Below are 21,370 nucleotides of genomic sequence, written 5' to 3' on the forward strand. Positions count from 1 at the left end.
GGGTGCCTTCCTGTCTCTCTTTTGCCAATGTTTCAGTCAATTAATTCAAGCGTACCATTGACTGGTATCAATAACATTTAACCATGATAAGTCAAAAACAAGCTAAATAACTTACCGGTTAAACTAATAGCTCACCTGCAGTCATGCATGAAGCCCTAGGTATGGGCGACAACCGAGGCAAACCGGCTATGGGACAGGGATTTAAGAATATAGCGATTATACATCCAGCCGCTATCGGCGATGTCATGTTCGGAACGCCTGTGGCTGGCGCGCTCAAAGAAAACTTTCCCGATGCTCGCTTGACATACTGGACTCACGAGAGCCTGTTTAGCCTGCTTGAACTATGCCCGTCAATTGATGCGATGACACCATTCAATCGCAAGGCCGGAATATTTGCGCAGCGCGGTCAGTTGGCTCAATTCAACGCCGACTTAATTGTGGACTTAGTCGGTTCGACTCGCACAAAGTTGATAACGTTATTCAACAAAGCAACTGTCCTTACTCACAACAAGCGTCAATTCAAACAACGTACAAACTTACACATCGTTGATAGTTTGTTTTCAACACTCGCTCCATTAAAATTGAACGCTCGCAAAAATAAATATCCAACCCTTAAAACGGACAAGCTTTCCTTGCAAGCAATTTCAGAACCACTCTATTCAACCATGGCAGCAGGCAAACAGCTTGTTGCCTTGGTGCCGTCTGTAGGTACACTTCGTCCACATAGAGCGTGGCCCGTTGAAAATTGGATTGCATTAGTCGAGAAATTGAAAACGAAACCCAACGTCTATCCACTTTTAGTCGGCGGCAAGGAGGACATGGAAATCTGTCAAAAAATTTCTACCGCCTTCGATGGGCAAGTAATTTCATTAGCAGGAAATTTATCCCTTCCCCAAACTGCTACTGTTTTAGCTTCATGCAGTCTTGTTGTATCAGCCGACACAGGCCCTGCGCATTTAGCAGTTGCTGTCGGCACTCCTGTTATTGGAATATATGGACCCACCCTGCCTGCTCGCAATGGACCATATACAAATATCGGCCAAGCAATTGATAATTGCTCTAAATGCAAATGCCGGAATTCAAAGTTTTGCTTGCTGACTCCGGAGCCGGGACCAGGTGCCTGCATGCAAGAAATACAATGCGATACAGTGTGGGCAAGAGTTACGGAGACTCTTTAGCCTCATCGTTGGACTGTATCTTGTATTCCTTGTCTCTATCAAGTACTGATTTCACACGGTGTTTATCAAATTCCACAACCAACCTATTAGTTAGGCGCTCATAGTCGTATTCAGGGGTGCCTTGTTTGCTTTTGTAGTCATGATCATTTTGACGTACTAGGATCATATCCCCACTCGGTTTGAGAAACACGTGTACATCATTGGAAAAAATCCTTTCTCTAAGCATCGTCTTCTGTTCCGGATGTTTCGGATCAAGTGATTGAGGAGTTTCCTTTGAATAGGACCCTCCCTTCCATCGGATGGCCTCCACCTGACCGCCATTCTCATCCTTCATAGTCCATTCGCCCTTATCATTCATAATGAGTTTGTCTTGGATAAGAGTCTCTGCGCCTCTTTCCTGGACAATTTCCAACTGGTGCTTTTCGTTAACCCTAACACCGGACATAGTCACTGGTTTGGTTATCCTGGGCATCGTCAATTCCCAGTGATGCTCATAAATATCCAATGAGCAGCGATCATTAATAGGCAGATGCTGCACAAGCGCGTCGACTGGTTTACCGGACTTTTGCTCTTTTGCGTCTTTGGTCGTGTCTTTAGCAGTTGAATTGTCGGCAGCTTTACCGTCAGCTATAGCAGGTGCTCCCCAAGCTTGCTGGCTCAATTTATTTCCGTCGGTCGAATTCTCGCGACCGTCTTTCTTTGCTGCCAAATCTTCCAACATATTCCAGTGACCTCACCAAATAGGAGCTTAAGCCAACTTTAATGTCAAAGCTCTAAGTCTCCTAGACGGAAAACCCCACTGTCAGCGCATGCTGCCCATCACCTTTAATGTCACAGACTTTCTTAAAACGCTCAGCTTCAATTGGGCTCGGCAGCCAAATAACGTCGCCTGCAGCGAGTCTCAAGACTGCTTGTCCGCCCTCTTTGGCGACATTTAGGCGGTGAAGGTTAATCGTGCGGATGAGTTCTGCTAAGCGCTCATCCCCCCAACGCTTCCGGGCGATTGATTCAAGCGAATCGCCTTGCTTGATGGTATAGGCGCTGCGACGTGGAGTATAGCCAAAGCCGAGGTCTTTTTGGGTTGCGGCTTCAGGCTGGCTTTGCGCAATTTGTTCGACTTTGTCCGAAGCTGTTTTAGTGTCTTTGATAGGAGGCGTTGCTCCACCGAAATTTCCACCTGGTCCAACGGGCAAAATCGCGTTATCGCGAATAGCGCCACCGGCAGTACTTGTCGTAGCATCTGCAGACTTAACCGCCTGAACTCCCTGGATTCTTTTGCCATCATCTACAACATCGTTGCCTGATTTAACTCCCTGGTTGTTTTTGGTGGGCTCAATCTTCTTACCGCCATCAACAGGATTGCCTTCAATTTTCTTGCCACCATTTAGTCTTGATCCTTCAACGGATTTGACTCCCTGCACACCTTTGCCGCCGTCCGCCATGTTGCTGCCGCCTCCATCTTGCTTGGTGCCCAACCTGGAACCTTCTGCGCGAGCGCCAGTTGAAGCTCCAGCTCCGCCAACTCTACCTGAAATTGGAATAAACGGTCCGGCATCACCACCAGCAGCATGTCCACCGCCACCAGCAATTGCCTTAACAGGCGTCCACTTGTCCGTCACTCTTGTATGAGTAGCGGGTGCATTGTCAGAGATTAGATTCGGACGACTATGACCACCCAAAATGTTTTTACCCGTTGCTTTGGTAGTGTCTTGCATTTCAGTTAGACTCTTACCAAAACTATTGAGTGCACCATTGGCAGTCTTATTCAATTGGTTAAAGGATCCTGGATTTGTATAACGCAAAGCCTGGTATGGAGCAGCTAGATTTGGCTTGGCGAGCGGATCTGCGCTTGTAATACTCTGTTTTGCAAAGGAGTTATATGGTTGTGGCTGTTGTTGATTCGGCAAAGCAATTTGCTTGAGCAAAGGACTTGCTGGATTATTCATAATCGAATTTTTCAGAATGCTATTGAGTCCTGGTTGAGACATCAATGGTTGTTGTTGTGAAAGCGGTAGTTGCAGCTTGGCTGCATCTGCCAGATGTGTTGCAGATATTGGCGTCAACTTCTGGACAGCCTGCTCACGCCCCGCGTTAGCTTGCATCATCTTATAGTAGTTTTGAGCAGTATTAACTGCTGAGATTGATTCAGCTGCAGCTTGCCTTGCCGATATTGGCATATCAGCCGATCTAACCAAGGGTGAAAGATTTGAAGAACTTATTTGCTGAACGGCAGGTTGAATCACTCTTTCCGTTATTTGTTGCTGCGCCGGCAGCCCTGTTTGCGAAATACTTTGCTCGGCAGCTCTTGCAACTGCGGTATTGGAACGATTATCTTCCCAACGCGCAAGAGCAGAAACATCACCACGCGTCACTGCTGCTCCGCCGCTTCTTTCAGCAACCTGGCTTGTCGAACCACTTGCTTGTTCTCTACCGGAACCGTAAGTAGAACCCGAACCACGTGGAATACTTCCACCCCAGTTATCTCCACGTGAACTAACGGGCCTTGGTTGATCACCTGGATTTCCTTTTCCATCACCGCCGCCACAGTGACCCGATCCCGGCAATCCAGCCTCACTGGTCTTCCGCTGCAACTCTGCCATCGACTTTACATTTTCGGCATATCGGTTCATAGCCTTTTGATCGCCGGCTCCATCAAATGATACTGCAGCCCCATGACTTTCTATAGACGCATCCAGAGTTTTCCCACATCCACCGCCTAGTTGAATAATAGGATTTTTCGAATCCGTGCATGGCTCATTAGGATCGACCTTTTGTAGTGCTCCGTCTTTAAACACATATGACTCACGGGTTGCCGCACTACCGATTACCCTATCAACTTTGTCGCGCGTTTCAACTAATTGCCCGTCTTTCACGCTGTAGCTGACCTTGCCTTCAGGAGTTTTGAAAGTCAATTTATTACTGCTGCTTTTAACATCAAAGTTGCCGTTTGCAGTTTCAAATTTCAAGCGAGCGGAGTTTGTCGACAAGTCAATCTTGCCGCACTCAATCCCTTTTTTAATATCGGCAGTCGCTGCAACTGTCCTTGCGTCAATAGTTTTACCCAATGCGTCCATTCTTGAAGACATGTCCTTAAGAACTTTCTCGGTCAGCCTAGCCATTTCCCTTTTCTCTTCAGCCGATTTTGCCTCATCCATGCGCGCATGCAAACACTTAAGCATTTTTGATTGAGTCAGTACTAAGCGCCGCAAATCCTCAGACGAACCTTTCTCGAGCAATTCGCGAAACTTTTCTTCAGACATCTGAGAACGGGTATCTTTTGCTGTATCTTTTCTCGGTTCTTTGCAGTCGCTCTTTGCCGGCGAGTAGCATTCTTGAACGAAACCGGTTACACCACTTTGTTGTGGTGTAACCGGCTCCTTTATCGCCTCTTGCGGCATATACAAGTCGTATGAGACTGAAGCTGACAGCACTATGGGCTTGGCTTCGACTTCTTGTTTTTTAGTCTCAACTGGAATATCACCAGACACAGACAGCTTCCTTTCCTAGTAAGAGTGGTTGGGGTCTCTCCGCTTCCGCTTCCACGACCGTCAACCACAGGGTTCAAATAGATCTATCCGTGCACCTTTCAGATTGGACAAAAGGCGCAAGGAAAATTTGTTTTGTAGATTAAATTAGGGCTTAGCCGGCGGCAGGTCAGCCTTTGCAAAAGCGTCTTTATCTAGCTCTTCAGCGGCCTTTTTATGAAATTCAGCCTGCGCACCCTCACCCAACTGCTTTTCCGCAAACGAAAGCAGGGCGAGGATTTCCGGGTTTTTCTCATCTTTCTTGAGGGATTCTTTTAACAAGGTCTCTGCCTTATCGTATTGACCAGCCCAAATGAGCACCCTGGGCACCGCTGTTTTTGCTCTGGGAGACTTATCAATTTTTTCGGCCATCAGTGCCGCTCTATAAGCTTCATCGCCAGAGCCCATCGCAATCGCTGCCCGAGACAAAGGCTCCCATGCTTCGGCAAGTGCGGGATTTAATTTAACGGCATTCTGCAACTCAAAATATGCCAGATGAAACTGCCTGGCTTGCAACATACAGTTGCCGACGATGTAATGCACTCTTGGATTATTCGGATCAGTTTCTTCTGCTAGTTGTGCGTAAGACATGGCATTTTGTCCCTTGCCCAAGCGCATCAATGATTCAGCTGCACCTGATGCCGCAGTACCTACTATTTCCGGAGATAGCTTTTGCTTTTGCGCCAACTCAACGGCATGCGCAAATTGTTCGCTGGCACCCTGATAGTCCTTGCTATTAAGCAAAGTAGCCGCAACAGCAAGCGTTGCCGGAACAGTACCCGGACTTAATTGCAGAGCTTGCTTTGATTCCATAACTGCCTTTTCAGTCTTGCCATTTTGAATTAGAGACAGGGCATACATAGCATGCGCTCTACCGCTATTTGCGTTGGCCGCGATTGCCGATTGCCACAAAGCTTCGTTAGATGACCAACTGTAATTGCGCCACATCGTCAATCCAATTAAAACAAGCAATGCAGATGCAGTGACAATAAGTGTCTTTTGCCAGTTTGTCATTGCTAGTTTCGCCAATGCCCAACCAGCAAGTATCGACAGTCCAGCCAGCGATAGATAAATCCGTCTATCAGCTACGTACTCAGGTTGAAGTAATGCGATACTGGGGACAAGCCCGGCAATAAATAAGTAGAAACCAAAAGAGATCATTGGGCGGCTTCTGAAAAACCAAATACAGAAAATTGCACCCAATAAAACAACACCGCCAAGTATGGCTAAAGGATCAGCAAAATCGTTAGCCAAAACACAAGGTGGATCCACAGTCAATCCAATTGGAATTAAGAACCCACGCAAATAGTAAGTAACAACAGCCTTTAGTTGAGTGGCGTAGTAGGAAACTGCCGGCAAAAGTTGCAATCCATTACCGTTACCAGATGGCACGCTGACACCCAACAATGCTAGATACGGAAGAGTTCCTGCCAACACAATAAGAGTACAAAGCACCCATACTTTGCGAGTTGCCCACTCTGTCCATTTGATGCCAGGTTGTTTTATTATCAATGCAATCATGATCATAGTCAGCGGCAATAACAGAGCTTCGTTGCTAACCAGTATTGCATTTACAACAAAGATAGCTGAAAAAATATAACCCCAAATTCTAAGTGCTCTGGACTTTGCCAATTGCGAAAGCAAAAAGCAATTAAGCGCTAAGAAATAGTTGGCAGCCATAAGTGGTGCCACGCGTCCGGAAATGTATCCAACTGCTTCTGATGTAAATGGATGGCAGGCAAAAATAGCGGCAGAGGCAAAAGCAAGCATGTAAGGATCTACATCCAATCTTCCTTGGTGTTTCAAGCGCCACGACATGGTAAACACGAGAATGAACAAATAACCGCTTGCCACCAAATGCAAACCAAGATTGACAATATGGTGCCAGACAACGCTAAATCCTGCTGCCTCGTAATCCCAAGCATAAGTTGCCTTCAAATATTGTTGAGTCAGGGGGGTCTTAAAAGCTTGTGTCCACAACCCTGACCAAAATGTATGGCTGTCCTGCACAGTAGATAAAAACTTGAGGGTCTCAAGGTCGTTAAAAACAAGGCCACCCCAAAGACCACTTAAGTGGGCGGCAAACACAATGACAACAATCGAGGACAAGAGCATGTAGAAGAACTTCCAATTGATCTTGTCCTGATGGGATTCTGCTTCTGTTTTGTGAACAGGAATTCCCTTCTTGTGCGACTTACTCTTGTCTACTGAACCTTTTTGCTTTGCCATATGCCATTTTCCGCCGACAACCAATCATCCTAGATTGTACTAATCTTTTGGCTAAGAAAGGTTTCTTTCCATGCGAGCTAATAGTCGGCTGAAAATGCGCGGTGAAGCAAAACCTTGATCGTACATCAACGCCATTTGCCCACTCGATTGACTGACCGACACCATTTGTTTGTCCAAAAGCAAAACAGACTCATAGAGATCAGCTATACCAATTTCATGCTCTCCCTTTTGCATAGCACGAGCTTTGCCGTAGATAAGGCTCACGAGCGCCGTTGCCACTAAGTGATTAAACCCAGCGACGACAGAAAGACCGCCCATAGCCGAACCAAAGTAAGTCTTACCAAAGAGTTTCAAGTATAAATATTGGCGCATAAAATGATCTATTTCCGGACTTAATGCATCAAATTTCTCGGCAAATGATTTTTCTATGCTTACCAATCCGCAATTCGGAAACTCCATTTTCTTGGTTATTAAAACTCCTACGACATAACGCAAAATATCCAGTCGCGATGCAGGTTTTAGATTACTTTGAATACGACGTCTTTTGATCAATGGCCAGGTCAGTCCGCGAAAGCAGAGTAGTGTAAACATGAGATTTTCAAACGATGTTGGGACTCTGTCCTGCCAAATACTCAAATTTGGTTTAAATTGGCTAATAAGACTGATGTCTTGCTCAGTTGATTTAAGCCGAATTGCCTCAGCAAGAATTTCACCGGCAGATAGCCACATCTGGCAAGTATCTCCAAACGGTTCTTGCCTGGTAAGGTTCAGCATCCTTTCTTCTATCAGGAAATATTCATCCCAAGAAATAGGTATACCAGGCGCCAGATTCAACGACGACATAGAAACATTGTCGTCTGTTTTACCGGCTTCTTTTTTCAATTGGGCTTGCAGTTGTTTGTTTAACTCAAGCATTCCTTCAAGCATTTCACGCTGTTCTACAAGTGGTCTGCCCAAATTTCTCACGGAAGCCATACTGCTATGGGACACACCGGCAAAGACTCCTTTTGGGGTACCTACAAATGTGTAAGGAAACATTTGGCAAATAGTTGGTTTTTCACTTTCACCCAACGTGCCGTGAATGAAGCAAAGGTTATCGACTAGAAATGGACAAGCACCATCTGCGTGAGCCTTGGTATAGATAGGAAAAGGAGATAGTCCTTCGGAAAATTCCTTTTCCCTATGGGCGAATAATTCGATTCCAGCCAACTGCGGATGCATTGAAGCCCAATCGACATCTTTGACTTTGTCGTAATCCTTCAATGTCAGTCCAACTGCAAATCCGGAACAACAACGACCACATCCCTGGCAGTTGTAGGAGATGCCTTCTGGAATTTGTAATGGCTTTTTTTCTTCAGTCATAAATGCGCTCTTATATCAAGGCTAGCATTTAAAACTCCGGCTTGCCTCTGCCCAACCACTCGGTGTATGTCGGCGGTTCGCTGCTCTCATCACCGAAGCTGCCGTTACCTGCTCGCGAGAAGTAATCAGCTAAAAGGCGATTGTAGCGAGTTAAGTCTGTTCCATTGCCCTTACTTGTAACTACATGACTTGGCTTTACAGCAGCCCTTGCAGCCGGCGCTGCTTTAATAGCGGTAGAAGATGCTTGCCAAACTGTTCTTGCTCTTGCATTACTTGCGTCGCTTGTGGATTTCGGCAGCACGGATTCCGGTGCAATTGCCGGTTTAGCAGGAACAGCTTTTGCAACCGGCTTCGCCTGGACTTTCGCCGGAGCTAAAGAGGAAACTGGTTTAGTTGGTTTTGCAACAGGCACAGTCGGATGCACCGAAACTGATTTCACTGGAACAATTGTCTTAGCCGGCGCCGGTGTAGTTACCGCTGTTGGTTCAGGCAACTTCGTCTCAGCAACAGGCTCAATGACTGGTGTCTCCACCGCTTTTGATTCTTGAGGTGCAGTAGGTGCAGCAGGAGCAACGATAGTCTGCTTCGCAGCAGTTGTCTCCGGTTTGAGAATCGTCATTTTGACAATATCAAACAAACAATAAATAAGTATGCCTGCTAAGAAGCAAACACACAGCCAAAGAATGTTCGTGATTTTGATCTTGTGAACAACTTCTTCCGGCGACTTTCTATTTTGAACATCATCACTTACTCGCGGTCTCAATAGTGGAGACTCAAGAGCAGTCCATCTGGCCTTGAGAATTGAGTCATCAACATCTTCTTCTATCTTCTCGAAATCGACTACTTTTGGAATCGCTTTAATTTCAACCAATTTGCTTTCAGTAGGTTCTTTTACTTCCGGCTTCGTGACGACCGGCTCAATTTTCTTGGGCTCGGGTGGTGCAACAGGTTTAACTGGTGGCACAATTGGTGGTGACACCGCTTCTGGTGGCACAGGTGGTGGCGGCAGTTTTACCTCTACTGGTTTTTCAACTTTCAGTTCCGGTTTTGGTTCCACCTTCGGCGCTTCTGGTGTCACAGGCGTCGTATTAATTGGCACTGCAGGTTGCACCGGCAGAGACTGCGAAGATATCGACTGCTCGGATGCAGACTGCACAAAAGATCTAATTGGAGTTTCAACCGGTTTTGCCCAATTCGACTCAGGCTTTTTCCAGGATGGCGCGATCGGCTCGCGATCTTCTCGACTCCACGATGGTCCGCTTGGGGCTTTCCGCCATTGCGTATCACGCTGAGACAACATCGATGTGCGCACACCGCACTCTTGACAATAATTGTCGTCGTGCCAAATCTCAGACCTGCACTCAGTGCAATTAGCCGATTCAAGAACCATGAATTTTCCTCGTCCACCTTTGTTCTCTTGCAAACCCATAAACCTAATATAAGTAAGCAAGGTCTAAATAAGGATAGCTTCAAAAAGCTTAATTGCAATTAAATTTTCTCGGGATGGTAACATTGTTGAGTCAGATAAACGGGCGCATGCAATGCGCCCCTACAGAGGTCCTTTGAAACCATGAACGAAGTTGATAGAGCTGAGCTCATTCAATCGGTAAAAGCTTTTGCCATCCCCGCCTCACTATTTTTGTCGTGCGTCATTCTTGCCGGCGGCGTTTTCCTTATTTACAACGGCTACGCACTCGGTTGGGCATTTGCCGCCACGTCAGCCATCATTCAAATAACCGCTTTTACAGCCTTTATACGCTTCCAGAACAAGCTCAGAGTGGCAGGACGTATTCCTGAAGAAAAGCCACGCGCAGAAGCTCAAAGCAATTAAACAGGTAACCCATGCGAGTTCTATTAACAGGTGGCTCAGGCGACCTTGGACAGGTATTGGCGAAACAGCTGATTGAGAAGGGGCATACGCCCGCAGCTTTAGATATTCAGCCGGCTAAAACACTTCATGGCGAATTTATCCAGGGATCCATTCTCGACAGAGACAAATTGCCGGGTATCTTTTCTGGATGCGATTGCATTGTGCACATTGCGGACTGGCATGGCATTCACGAATTCCAGCAGAATAAAGATGCCTACGACTTTTTCGATCTCAATGTGAAAGGAACATTTGAGGTATTCCAGGCTGCAGTCGCAGCACGCGTGAAAAATGTCGTCTTCATTTCCACGACTAGCGTGGATGAACCGGATAGCTATTATGGAATGAGCAAAATTCTGGCTGAACAAATAGCTGATTTCTATTTCCGCAAACACAATTTGAACGTCGTGACTCTTCGCCCACGTGCCTTTATTCCGCACTGGAATCGCGCCGTGTACAAATCATACGTTGAATGGGCCAAATGGTTCTGGGGCGGTGCTGTGCACATTGATGATGTAGCTCAAGCCGTCCTCAAGTCAATTGACTTTGTCAGTTCAAATAGTGAACTCAAAGAACACCTTATCCTTCCCATTGACGGAGCCTATGAATACACCGACAGCGAACTCGCTAATTGGGATAAGGAAGGACCAGGTTCAACCTTTAGGAATCACTACGAGAAATACCTCGAGCTGGTCCAATCAAAAGGTCTTGATCCCGCTCTCAAACCGCGCAAGTTAGATATCTCGCAAACGAATAAGCACTTAGGCTACGAGCCCACATATAGCCTCGGCAGCCTCTTGCGAGAACTCTCCGAACAAAATGACTAAATAAAAAGGGCAGGTGTAGCACCTGCCCTTTTCGTATTGCTTTTCTTTAGCGCTTGGAGAACTGGAAGCGCTTACGGGCTTTCTTGCGTCCGTACTTTTTACGTTCTTTGACGCGTGAATCACGAGTCAATAAGCCTTGTGTGCGCAGAATTGGACGGTTCTGCGGAGCAGCTTCGCCGAGGGCTCTTGAGATACCGTGGCAAATAGCACCTGCTTGGCTAACGATACCGCCACCACAGGTGGTTGCGATTACGTCAAAGCGTCCTTGTGCTTCAGCTACAGCAAAAGGGGTGTGGATTACTTTGGCAAGACCAGGACGTCCACCAACGAAGTCTTCCATTGGACGACCGTTGATTGTCACTACTCCGGTTCCTGGTACCAGGCGTACACGTGCGGTGGCAGTCTTACGACGACCTGTTCCGTTGTACTGAATCACGCTTGTCATTTAAATCTCGTCCTCTGTTTCTTTGAATGAATTACTTACGCGCCGACTCTGGCTTTTAGATCCAATGCTGTCGGATTCTGAGCAGCATGCGGATGCTCGCTGCCTTCGTAAACCTTCAGCTTGGTGTACTGGTGATCACCGAGTCTGGTGTGCGGCAACATGCCACGAACAGCCTTCTCAATGATTGCCACTGGGCGTCTTGCACGAAGAGATTTCAATGTCTCTTCCTTGAAGCCGCCTGGAAAACCACTGTGGTGGCGATAAACTTTTTGGGTTTCTTTTCTGCCGGTGACATTGATCTTCTCGGCATTGATCACAATGACGAAATCGCCACAATCAGCATGTGGAGTAAATGTTGGCTTGGTCTTACCACGCAGTAAGTCAGCAACTTTAGTCGCCAGACGGCCGAGTGTTTGACCTTCAGCGTCAACTACGTACCACTGACCTTGAAGATCTCCAGCCTTGGGAAAATAACTGTTCACGTCTCTATCTCCATTTAACGCTCCGGCTTCGTTTCACTCTGCCTTCGCTAGCCTTCCGGCTACATTTGTTCGCTCGTCGGCGACCGCTTCCTCAGCGCTCTTGCCTCGCTTCTCTTTCAACGAAAAGAGGGTAAAGGCTTCTGGGTAGGTGACCGTTTTCAGACACAATCCCCAAGGGGGTGCTGTCGGTCCAGCGAGGCTGCGATCTTTGCCCTTTAGAGCAATTTCGAGGCTCTCCGGCGACTTCTTCCCGAAACCAATCTCTATGAGGGTCCCGACAATGATTCGCACCATATTGTACACGAAGTGGTTGGCTTCTATCCAGAATTCAAGCTGTCCTTCACCTAAATTCAACAATTCTGCAAAGTGCACCTGGCACTGGCTTGTAACCGTGTCGGCATTAGTCGATTTGAAAGCAGCGAAGTCATGATCGCCAATAAGGGCGGGAATCGCCTGCATCATTTTTTCAACATTGAGCGGGTGCGAGAGCCAATAGTGAGTATCTCTTAAACTAGCAGAGCGCTGAGGTCGGTTTAAAACCCTATAAACATAGCGCCTGGCAGTGGCACTGAAGCGAGCGTGAAAATTCGGATCGACAAATTGAGCCGAAACTACAGCCATGTCCTTCGGCAAAATGCCATTTAGTCCCCAAGCTAATTCCCAGAGGTTAGGCTCTCCCTTGGGATCTTCTTTCGGAATGTCGAAGTGAACTACTTGCCCATCGGCATGTACACCGGCGTCTGTACGCCCAGCAAAAACGACTCCTATTTGGCGTCTCAGATACGTTGAGAGCGCCGATTCGAGTTCGCCTTGTACCGTACGCACCCCAACCTGATATTGCGAACCGGAAAACTTGCCACCACAATACTCGACAAGCAACGCGATCCTTTTATGTAACGCTCCGCCCGACGACACATTTAGTGTCGTCTCCTTGCCTTCGGCTACACCTTCGCTAGCTTCGCTTTTCCGACGCTCCGCTGCGACCGGCTCCTCGCCGCTCTTGCTGCGCTGTTGTTCGTTACTGAAGTCACTAAATTGAAAGGACAATCTAAACTAACTGAATTATGGCCATTGGGGCGTTGTCGCCGCGACGGTAGCCGTCTTTGATAATACGTGTGTAGCCACCCTTGCGATCTTTGTAGCGAGGAGCCGTCTCTTCAAATACTTTCTTCACGACAGCTTTGTCCAAAAGAACAGAAGCTACCTGACGACGGATATGGAGAGCTGAAGCAACTGTCTTTGCTGCTTCTTTATCGCGCTCACGAGCCTTCTTCACGACAGACGGATAGTCAGCGACTTGTCCGCGCTTAGCCAAGGTGATCATGCGCTCGGCTTCGCCGCGTACGGCTTTAGCTTTGGACAATGTCGTCTTGATCTCATCATGACGGAGAAGCTCGGTGGCCAATGTGCGCAAAAGAGCTTTGCGTTGATCGGCTGGGCGGCTTAGGCGATTACCTGGTTTTGCGTGACGCATGATTCTAGGTCCTTTAGTTCAACTCAGTTACTTTAGTTCTTTTGGTGTATCAGCAAGGGTCAAGCCAAATGAGCGAAGACGTTCGATGACTTCGTCGGCTGACTTCTTACCGAAGTTTTTGATGTTCATCAAATCATCATAGGAAAGCTTCAAGAGCTCGCCCAAGGAGTTGATGTTGGCACGCTTCAAGCAGTTGTAGGCTCTTACGGACAATTCGAGCTCTTCAATGGAGATTGAAGAATGCTTACTGTCTGTTGGAGCTGGAGCTTGAGCAACCGGCACAACTGGCTTGCCGGAAAGTTCGGCGATTGGCACCAGGTGTTCGATTACTTGGCGGGCAGCTTGAGAAATAGCTTCTGTGGCATCCAATGAACCATTGGTCCAGATGTCCATTGTCAGCTTATCGAAATCTGTTGATTCACCAACGCGTGTACCTTCAACGTTGTAGCTTACGCGACGGACAGGCATGAATACGCCGTCGATCGGCAGCACATCAATTGCTTGCTTGAAGTGGCTGTGCGAGTCAGCGGCAACATAGCCACGACCGCGCTCAACGGTAATTTCAGCACGCACTCTACCTTCTTCAGACAATGTGCAGAGCTGCCAATCCGGATTGATGATAGCTACATCCGGTGGGCATACGATGTCGTGACCGGTAATTGGGCCCGGACGGCTAACATCAATGCGCAGATACTGTGGTTCGTTGCTGAAAGACTTAACGACAAGACCCTTCAGGTTGAGCATCACATCAACTACGTCTTCAACAACACCCGGGATGGTGGTGAATTCGTGAGTGACACCTTCAACGCGTACTGCTGTGACAGCAGCGCCATCGAGAGAGGAGAGAAGCACGCGACGCAGACTGTTACCGAGAGTGGTACCATAACCACGCTCTAGAGGCTCTATTACGAACTTGCCGTAGATAGAACCATCGGCACCGGTCTTATTTTCCAAGCACTTGATCTTCAGAGGTTCCATAGTTGCTCCGTCGTAAGCATTTGAGGTTGGTGGGATATGTCTGCCAATCATTTGATTCATTGTTTTATGCCATTCTGTTGATGGGATTACCAGTAGTGACTATCAGGTCGATTATCTCGAGTAGTGTTCTACGATTAGAGCTTCTTTGATAGTCGGATCAAGATCTTCTCTTGCCGGAAGGTTAGCTAGTGATGCGGTAAGACCTTCCTTGTCTACGTTCATCCAACCTGGATGTGTAGCAACGGGGCTAGCTTCCTGCAGTCCTTTAATGAGCTTCTTGCTGTCTTCAGCAACTGATACCACTTGTCCTGGCTTCAATTGATACGAAGGAATAGCAACTTTCTTGCCGTCAACCAAGAAGTGTCCGTGAAGGATAAGCTGTCTTGCTTGTGCCCTTGAAGGAACCATTCCGGAGCGGTGCACGAGGTTATCGAGACGCGACTCAAGGATTTGCAGAAGTTTGAGACCTGTTGGAACTTTCTTCTGACGGTTAGCTGTATCGAAGTAGCCGGCGAATTGCTTCTCAGCAACTGTGTAGAAGCGACGTACTTTTTGTTTTTCGCGCAACTGAATGGCGAATTCCGACTGCTTCTTGCGCTCTTGACCGTGTTGTCCTGATGGATAACGACGTCTTTCGATGGCGCATTTGGTTGTGTAGCAGCGTGTACCCTTCAAAAAGAGCTTGACGCCTTCATTACGGCAAAGTTTGCAAACTGAATCTGTATATCTGGACAAGGAAGTATCTCCTATTACACGCGACGACGCTTAGGTGGGCGACATCCGTTATGTGGGATTGGGGTAACATCTTTGATGAGGGTTATATCCAAGCCAGCAGCCTGCAATGCACGGATAGCGGTTTCACGACCAGCACCTGGTCCTTTTACGTACACTTCGACTTGGCGCATGCCCTGGTCCATCGAGCGACGAGCAACTGCTTCAGCAGCTTGCTGGGCAGCAAATGGCGTGCCCTTCTTAGCGCCCTTGAAACCAACTGTACCGGCAGACGACCAAGCAATAACTTGACCTTGTGGATCGGTTGAGGAAACGATCGTGTTGTTGAAAGTCGATTGAATATGCACTACGCCTTGCAATACGTAGCGACGTTCCTTTTTTTTGCCTCGGGATTTAGCTGTCTTAGCCATGACTTATTTCCTTAACCTTTAGATGGTGCTGCTTTCTTGCCGGCTACGGTGCCGCGCTTGCGACCACGACGTGTTCTGGCATTTGTCTTTGTACGCTGACCGCGCGTCGGCAAACCTCTGCGATGACGTTGACCGCGATAGCAATTGATTTCAATCAAACGCTTCACATTCAAACCTTCAACACGACGCAGGTCGCCTTCGACTTGATAGTTTTTGTCCAGCTCTTCGCGGATGCGGTTGACTTCATCTTCAGTCAAGTCCTGCACACGTCTGGTGTCTGGGATTGATAGTTTTTCGCAAATCGCCACTGCAGCTGTTTTGCCTATTCCATAAAGGTAGGTCAAAGCAATTACCGTTCTTTTGTTACGTGGCAGATCAACGCCCGCAATTCGAGCCATTCTGAGATTCTCCTAACCTTGTCTTTGCTTATGCTTGGGATTTTCGCAAATAATAGCTACACGTCCCTTGCGGCGTATAACCTTGCACTTTTCACAAATTTTCTTAACTGATGCTCTAACTTTCATTGTTCGCGCTCTTTGTTTCTTCTGTTCAGTTTCTGTTGGGCGCCCCGAAAGGCACTTAGACAGGTGGGTTTACTCACCTGTGTCACTGACTGCTTAAAGACATTTCGTATATCTAATAGCAGTACCGGACGAATAGCGAATTATACACTATTCTTTGACTCTATAGGTGATTCGTCCACGCGTTAAATCATACGGGGTGAGCTCTACACGCACTCTATCCCCTGGAAGAATCTTAATGAAATTTTTGCGAATCTTGCCGGAAATGTGGGCCAAGACCTTATGTCCATTGTCTAGTTCTACTCTAAACATGGCATTGGGTAAGGATTCTTTTATAATCCCTTCAAATTCGATGACACCCTGCTTAGTCATTCAATTACCTCTGACGGTCTCTTGGTCAGGACTTCCGGAGCCCCTTCGGTTATAAGAAGTGAATGTTCAAAATGTGCCGAAGGTTTGTAATCCTTGGTTACAACTGTCCATCCATCTTGCTTCAGGCGCACATGATCGCCGCCTTGATTAAACATTGGTTCAATCGCTATTACCATACCAGGTTTCAGCTTGAAGCGGTTGCCTGAGCGATAGTTGAGGATAAATGGGTCTTCATGGTAGTTAAAACCTATCCCATGTCCACCATATTCCCTCACAATTCCATATCCGTTAGCTTTGGCCACATCTTCAATGGCTCCGCCAACCTCATCAAGGGTGGCTCCGGCAATAGCCTTTGCCATTCCCCTATATAAAGAATCACGGGTATCATCGAGTAGCTTCTTGACCCTTGGGCTAACCTCGCCGACGGCAACGGTTAGCGCAGTATCCCCAATGAAGTCCTGATTCTTGCCATTAACGACTCGGCGAATGGTGGCTCCAAGATCCAAAGAAATAACGTCGCCATCCTTCAAGATCTTCTGCTTGTTGGGAATTCCATGAACCACTTCCTCATTAATGGAAGCACAAACCGTGTTCGGAAAGCCTCTATAACCCTTGAATGTGGGCAGTGCTCCGTGCTCTCTGACCATCGCTTCGGCAAACTCGTCCAATTCCCAGGTGCTCACACCCGGCACTGCCTTTTTAGCAGTGGCTTCCAATACAAGACCGGCTATTTTGCCTGCCTTGCGGATAAGTTCCAAATCTTCAGCGTCTTTGAGAATCATGCCAAAACCTTGATTGTCTTCAAAATGTCAGCGAAAATCTCTTCTACTTCACCATCTCCATCGATAGTGCGCAGAGAGAGATTCTTATCGTAATAGTTGATCAATGGTGCTGTTTGCTTTTCATAGACGGAAAGTCTTTGGGCAACAACATCTTCTTTGTCATCCGATCGCTGAATCAACTCTGATGAGCACAGGTCACAGACGTTTTCTTTTTTCGGCGGCACAAACTTCACGTGATAAGTCGCACCACACTCCTTGTTGGAACAAGTGCGACGTCCAGTGATGCGCTCAAGAAGCAAGTTCGGATTTACTTGAACATTCACAACAACAGTCAAATTCTTATTAAGTTCTTCCAGCAACTTATCCAGTGCTTCTGCCTGGACAACAGTACGCGGGAACCCATCAAGAATAAATCCACGATCGCATTCCTGCTGAGTTAGCTTGTCACGGAACATAGCGATAAGAACTTCATCTGGCACCAGCTGTCCTTTGTCCATATAAGACTTAGCAGCTAATCCAGTTGGGGTGCCGGCTTTTACAGCTTGTCTCAAAAGATCGCCTGAGGACAGGTGAATGAGATTGAGATGTTTAGCCAGACGAGCACACTGTGTACCTTTACCGGCGCCAGGGGCTCCAAGAAACAAAATTTGCATCATCAAATTTCCTTCTTATCTGTTGGGTTACGGAATAGTCCGCGCGCTTGATAGCGAGCCGACAGTGCATGGGTCAAGATTTGTCTTTGCGTATCAATTGCCACACCGACCAAGATGATGAGCGATGTCGAGCCCAAGCCCTGCAGAGTCTGTACATACGTAACTTGCTCTACGTGAATCGGTACAATGGCAATAATGGCAATAGCTGAAGCACCGATAAAAATGAGTCGGTTCAACAGCTTCTCCAAAAACTCCGCTGTCGGTCTTCCTGGACGAATACCCTGAATTGCTCGTCCTGAACGTCTCAAGTTTTCAGCCATGTCACGCACAGGCAAGACAATTGAGGCGTAGAAGAAAGCAAAGAAAAGGATGAGCAAGAAGTAGATAAGCGAGTGTTCCCAGTGGGCGTACGAGAACATGAATGTTGTCTCTTGCCCGATAAACTCCCAAACATTTAGTGCGATGGGATGTTTGGAAAGCGTATCGAAGTAGGTTCCCACAAAGGGTGCCGACTTCAACATATCAACAATTGCCTGTCCAGGATTGGCATTTCTTTGACCAAAGAAAGACATGACTGTTGTAGGGAACATCAAAAGCGACGAAGCGAAAATGATTGCCATAACGCCTGATGGGTTAACAGGCAAATACAAGTAATCGTCAGGAGCAGCAAATACTTGCCGTCCCACGTTTCGCCTCGCCCCTAAAACCATTATTTTCCTAACGCCTTGTTGCAGACATACGATGAGTGCAATTAAGAGCAAGAAAGTCAAAACAAGAATTACCACACCCCAAACCGGCGATTGTCCTGTCTGCACAGCTTCATAAGTATTTTTGATCATCACGGGTAATCGCGAAGCAATACCCAAGAAGATAAGCATGGATGCACCATTGCCAACGCCGCGTTCCGTGATTAGTTCACCCAACCACATAATGAATACAGCAGATGCTGTAAGAATTACTGTTGTATTGATCAAGAAACCAATACCCGGAGTGATAACGACACTTGGGTTGTGAATATTAGTCAACAACTTTGCCAGCATGAATGACTGAAAGCCGGCAAGAATAACCGTTGCATAGCGAGTAAATTGCTGTAGTTGTTTTCTGCCCTGCTCACCGGAATGCTTCTGCATCTCTTCAAGCTTTGGGATTACTACAGACATCAACTGCATAATAATTGAAGCAGTAATGTAAGGTCCAATACCCATGGAGAATATGGACAACTTATTCAAAGCGCCGCCTGTGAAAAGATCAATCATGCCGAGCAAACTTTGGGCAAGCTCCGGGTGGCGCATGAATGCTGAAGGATCAACACCTGGAATTGGAATATGTACGCCTATGCGATAGAGCGCAATGATTCCGAGAGTAAAGAAGATTCTCTCTTTCAGTCCGGCTGCCGAAAGCATCTTCATCATGTCTTCCGGAGATCCGATTTTTCCACCGCGACGAGCAACGCCTTGTGACATATTTGCCTCTTAAAAAGTGAACCCCGTACCACTTCCGAAAACGAAATGGGTGGGGTTCAGTGTAGTTCCTATAATCACCGATTAGCTCTTTCTGGAAGGCATGGGTCCGATGATTTCAACCGAGCCGCCGGCTGCTTCAATTTTTGCTTTGGCTCCGGCTGAGATGTGGTGAGCCTTAACAACAAGCTTTACCTTCAATTCGCCGTTGCCGAGAATGCGCAGGCTGTCGGTTGGCTTTCTGAGCAGACCTTTGTCGAACAAGCTATCAGGAGTAACTTCAAAGTTGCCGTTCAAGACATTCAATGCGCCGACATTTACTTCTACCCAGTCACGACCAGGAATCTGATCAAAGTTGTGGATTTTCGGCAGTCTACGGAACATTGGTGTTTGACCACCTTCAAATCCGAAGCGCTTACCTTCACCGGATCTTTGACCTTGTCCGTTATGTCCGCGGGTGGATGTCTTACCGTGACCGGAAGAACGACCACGACCTACACGCTTGGTCTTGCGACGAGCACCTTCGTTTGGTCTGATATCTGTAAGTTGCATGTTTATCTATCTCCTTTGCCTTGCGCCATGCGGTTCAATAAACCGCCTAACTCGGCAGATTCTAGTTTTATGCTCCGGTTTCGCTTCGCTACACCTTCGCTAGCTTCGCCGCTCCACGCATCGCTGCGGATTGCTCTGTCGCAATCCTTTGCTCTGCTGAAGCAAGCTACTTCCTTGGCTGAGATTCCTTTTTAGGAGGCTTAGCCTTGGTTTCTTTTTTAGCATCAGCCGCTTCAACTTTTAAAAGATGGCTGATTTTGTTCACCATGCCACGGATGGTTGGTGAATCGTGATGAACGACCGACGAGCCGAATTTACCCAAGCCCAGAGCCGTTACTACACGACGCTGCTCTTTGGTTTTACCAACTAGTCCTTTGTTCAATGTGATCTTCAACATGGAATTTCAAAGCTCCTAAGCTGTAGCTTGTTTGCCGGCAAGCATTTGACGCAAGCTGATGCCGCGCAATCTTGCTACTTCTTCAAATGTACGCAGTTGCGACAAACCATTGATGGTGGCACGAGCCACGTTCAATGGAGCGCGCGAACCCAAGGACTTGGCCAATACGTCGCCAACGCCGGCCAGTTCCAATATTGAACGAGCTGCACCGCCGGCGATGATACCAGTACCTTGGGAGGCCGGCTTCATCAGAATACGGCTGGCACCTTGCTGTCCGGTGATTGGGTGAGGAATTGTTGCTCCAACCATACGAACGCTGACGAGGCTCTTTTTAGCATCGACAACACCCTTTTGTATGGCACCTACAACTTCAGCAGCCTTGCCGACGCCAACGCCGACTTGACCCTTCTTATTGCCGACTGCAACGACAGCGCGGAAAGAGAGCTTTTTGCCACCCTTAACCACTTTGGTTACGCGGCGCACTTGGAGGATTTTCTCTTCCCATTCGGATTGTTCGCGTGTGCGCTCTTCACCACGACGACTATCACGACCGCCACGACGCTTGCGTTGACCGCCTTCGCCTTGTCCGCCTTCTTCGGGAGTTTGTAATCTATCTTCCTTTGCCATTATCGACAATTTCCTTTTTTGTATGCTCCGGTTTCGCTTTGCTACACCTTCGCTTGCCTTCCGGCTTACCATTTTCGCTTCGCGGCGACCTGCTCATCGCAGCTCTTGCTCAGCTACCCGTCTTTTTAGAAGTTGAGTCCTGCTTTGCGCGCAGCTTCGGCTACTGCCGCTACACGTCCGTGGAAGATATATCCGCCACGATCAAAAACTACTGTGTCAACACCTTTGCCTTTGGCTCTGGCTGCAACCAGTTCGCCAACTGCTGAAGCGCCATCTTTGTCCCAGCTCTTCTTCACTTTGCCCTTGAGTTCAGGATCAAGTGTCGATGCACAAGCGATGGTTACCTTTTGGGCATCATCGATGATTTGAGCATAGATATGCTTGTTGGAACGATATACACAAAGGCGCGGACGCTCAGTGGTGCCCTCTAATCCTCTGCGAATTCTCATGTGCCTTTTGTGGCGCGTTTCTTTTCTATTCTTCTTGGTTATCATTTAA

General features: G+C 47.5%; 25 protein-coding genes. 3 read left to right on the forward strand and 22 right to left on the reverse strand.

Annotation, left to right across the window (positions count from 1 at the left end):
* The first annotated feature begins 161 nt into the window (after window positions 1–161).
* Window positions 162–1,178 carry a glycosyltransferase family 9 protein gene (locus K2Y22_02560; GenBank protein ID MBX9877316.1) on the forward strand — a complete coding sequence of 339 codons (1,017 nt, stop codon included), beginning with the start codon at window positions 162–164 and terminating at the stop codon, window positions 1,176–1,178.
* Here the strand turns inward: K2Y22_02560 and K2Y22_02565 are convergent.
* From K2Y22_02565 to K2Y22_02585, 5 genes are all read right to left on the reverse strand, one after another.
* Window positions 1,162–1,899 carry a hypothetical protein gene (locus K2Y22_02565; GenBank protein ID MBX9877317.1) on the reverse strand — a complete coding sequence of 246 codons (738 nt, stop codon included), beginning with the start codon at window positions 1,897–1,899 and terminating at the stop codon, window positions 1,162–1,164. The two genes, K2Y22_02560 and K2Y22_02565, sit on opposite strands and share 17 nt — an antisense overlap.
* Before the next feature lie 61 nt (window positions 1,900–1,960).
* Complete coding sequence (locus K2Y22_02570; GenBank protein ID MBX9877318.1) at window positions 1,961–4,666, reverse strand: hypothetical protein; 2,706 nt, start codon at window positions 4,664–4,666, stop codon at window positions 1,961–1,963.
* 144 nt (window positions 4,667–4,810) lie between these two features.
* Complete coding sequence (locus tag K2Y22_02575) at window positions 4,811–6,931, reverse strand: hypothetical protein (protein ID MBX9877319.1); 2,121 nt, start codon at window positions 6,929–6,931, stop codon at window positions 4,811–4,813.
* 51 nt (window positions 6,932–6,982) lie between these two features.
* Entirely contained in the window at window positions 6,983–8,293 is a 1,311-nt protein-coding gene (locus K2Y22_02580) for a YkgJ family cysteine cluster protein (GenBank protein MBX9877320.1), read from the reverse strand.
* Between the two features lie 28 nt (window positions 8,294–8,321).
* Complete coding sequence (locus K2Y22_02585) at window positions 8,322–9,683, reverse strand: hypothetical protein (protein ID MBX9877321.1); 1,362 nt, start codon at window positions 9,681–9,683, stop codon at window positions 8,322–8,324.
* Between the two features lie 180 nt (window positions 9,684–9,863).
* On the opposite strand from K2Y22_02585, the gene K2Y22_02590 reads away from it, so the two are divergent.
* Complete coding sequence (locus K2Y22_02590; protein MBX9877322.1) at window positions 9,864–10,124, forward strand: hypothetical protein; 261 nt, start codon at window positions 9,864–9,866, stop codon at window positions 10,122–10,124.
* Between the two features lie 11 nt (window positions 10,125–10,135).
* On the forward strand, window positions 10,136–10,987 hold the full coding sequence (locus tag K2Y22_02595; GenBank protein MBX9877323.1) for an NAD(P)-dependent oxidoreductase: 852 nt from the start codon (window positions 10,136–10,138) through the stop codon (window positions 10,985–10,987).
* A gap of 46 nt (window positions 10,988–11,033) precedes the next feature.
* Here K2Y22_02595 and rpsI read toward each other — a convergent pair whose 3' ends face one another.
* From rpsI to rplR, 17 genes are all read right to left on the reverse strand, one after another.
* Window positions 11,034–11,432 carry a 30S ribosomal protein S9 gene (gene rpsI, locus K2Y22_02600; protein MBX9877324.1) on the reverse strand — a complete coding sequence of 133 codons (399 nt, stop codon included), beginning with the start codon at window positions 11,430–11,432 and terminating at the stop codon, window positions 11,034–11,036.
* A 35-nt stretch (window positions 11,433–11,467) separates the two neighbouring features.
* Window positions 11,468–11,914, reverse strand: a complete 447-nt coding sequence (gene rplM, locus K2Y22_02605) for a 50S ribosomal protein L13 (GenBank protein ID MBX9877325.1) — start codon at window positions 11,912–11,914, stop codon at window positions 11,468–11,470.
* Between the two features lie 33 nt (window positions 11,915–11,947).
* Entirely contained in the window at window positions 11,948–12,961 is a 1,014-nt protein-coding gene (truA, locus tag K2Y22_02610) for a tRNA pseudouridine(38-40) synthase TruA (GenBank protein MBX9877326.1), read from the reverse strand.
* A gap of 1 nt (window position 12,962) precedes the next feature.
* On the reverse strand, window positions 12,963–13,388 hold the full coding sequence (gene rplQ / locus K2Y22_02615; protein MBX9877327.1) for a 50S ribosomal protein L17: 426 nt from the start codon (window positions 13,386–13,388) through the stop codon (window positions 12,963–12,965).
* A gap of 27 nt (window positions 13,389–13,415) precedes the next feature.
* Complete coding sequence (locus K2Y22_02620; GenBank protein ID MBX9877328.1) at window positions 13,416–14,366, reverse strand: DNA-directed RNA polymerase subunit alpha; 951 nt, start codon at window positions 14,364–14,366, stop codon at window positions 13,416–13,418.
* 111 nt (window positions 14,367–14,477) lie between these two features.
* The gene (gene rpsD, locus K2Y22_02625) at window positions 14,478–15,101 is read right to left on the reverse strand and encodes a 30S ribosomal protein S4 (GenBank protein MBX9877329.1); all 624 of its coding nucleotides are present in this window, start codon (window positions 15,099–15,101) and stop codon (window positions 14,478–14,480) included.
* A gap of 14 nt (window positions 15,102–15,115) precedes the next feature.
* Window positions 15,116–15,508 (reverse strand): 30S ribosomal protein S11, encoded by a 393-nt coding sequence (gene rpsK / locus K2Y22_02630; protein MBX9877330.1) that lies wholly within the window; start codon window positions 15,506–15,508, stop codon window positions 15,116–15,118.
* Between the two features lie 11 nt (window positions 15,509–15,519).
* Window positions 15,520–15,906, reverse strand: a complete 387-nt coding sequence (gene rpsM / locus K2Y22_02635; protein MBX9877331.1) for a 30S ribosomal protein S13 — start codon at window positions 15,904–15,906, stop codon at window positions 15,520–15,522.
* A gap of 12 nt (window positions 15,907–15,918) precedes the next feature.
* Window positions 15,919–16,032 carry a 50S ribosomal protein L36 gene (gene rpmJ / locus K2Y22_02640; GenBank protein ID MBX9877332.1) on the reverse strand — a complete coding sequence of 38 codons (114 nt, stop codon included), beginning with the start codon at window positions 16,030–16,032 and terminating at the stop codon, window positions 15,919–15,921.
* A gap of 147 nt (window positions 16,033–16,179) precedes the next feature.
* Window positions 16,180–16,401, reverse strand: coding sequence for a translation initiation factor IF-1 (infA, locus tag K2Y22_02645; GenBank protein ID MBX9877333.1), 222 nt, complete (start codon window positions 16,399–16,401; stop codon window positions 16,180–16,182).
* Window positions 16,398–17,183, reverse strand: coding sequence for a type I methionyl aminopeptidase (gene map, locus K2Y22_02650; GenBank protein ID MBX9877334.1), 786 nt, complete (start codon window positions 17,181–17,183; stop codon window positions 16,398–16,400). The genes infA and map overlap by 4 nt, the downstream gene beginning before the upstream one ends.
* Window positions 17,180–17,839, reverse strand: coding sequence for an adenylate kinase (locus tag K2Y22_02655; GenBank protein MBX9877335.1), 660 nt, complete (start codon window positions 17,837–17,839; stop codon window positions 17,180–17,182). The genes map and K2Y22_02655 overlap by 4 nt, the downstream gene beginning before the upstream one ends.
* A complete protein-coding gene (secY, locus tag K2Y22_02660; GenBank protein MBX9877336.1) occupies window positions 17,839–19,299 on the reverse strand; it encodes a preprotein translocase subunit SecY in 1,461 nt (486 codons plus the stop codon). Before secY ends, K2Y22_02655 begins: the two co-directional genes overlap by 1 nt.
* 81 nt (window positions 19,300–19,380) lie before the next feature.
* Complete coding sequence (rplO, locus tag K2Y22_02665; protein MBX9877337.1) at window positions 19,381–19,848, reverse strand: 50S ribosomal protein L15; 468 nt, start codon at window positions 19,846–19,848, stop codon at window positions 19,381–19,383.
* Window positions 19,849–20,014: 166 nt separating this feature from the next.
* Window positions 20,015–20,245 carry a 50S ribosomal protein L30 gene (gene rpmD / locus K2Y22_02670; protein ID MBX9877338.1) on the reverse strand — a complete coding sequence of 77 codons (231 nt, stop codon included), beginning with the start codon at window positions 20,243–20,245 and terminating at the stop codon, window positions 20,015–20,017.
* 15 nt (window positions 20,246–20,260) lie between these two features.
* Window positions 20,261–20,872, reverse strand: coding sequence for a 30S ribosomal protein S5 (gene rpsE / locus K2Y22_02675; GenBank protein MBX9877339.1), 612 nt, complete (start codon window positions 20,870–20,872; stop codon window positions 20,261–20,263).
* A gap of 125 nt (window positions 20,873–20,997) precedes the next feature.
* Window positions 20,998–21,366 carry a 50S ribosomal protein L18 gene (rplR, locus tag K2Y22_02680; protein MBX9877340.1) on the reverse strand — a complete coding sequence of 123 codons (369 nt, stop codon included), beginning with the start codon at window positions 21,364–21,366 and terminating at the stop codon, window positions 20,998–21,000.
* Window positions 21,367–21,370: the final 4 nt, after the last annotated feature.

Source organism: Candidatus Obscuribacterales bacterium, assembly GCA_019744775.1.
Taxonomy (GTDB): Bacteria; Cyanobacteriota; Vampirovibrionia; order Obscuribacterales; family Obscuribacteraceae; genus SBAT01.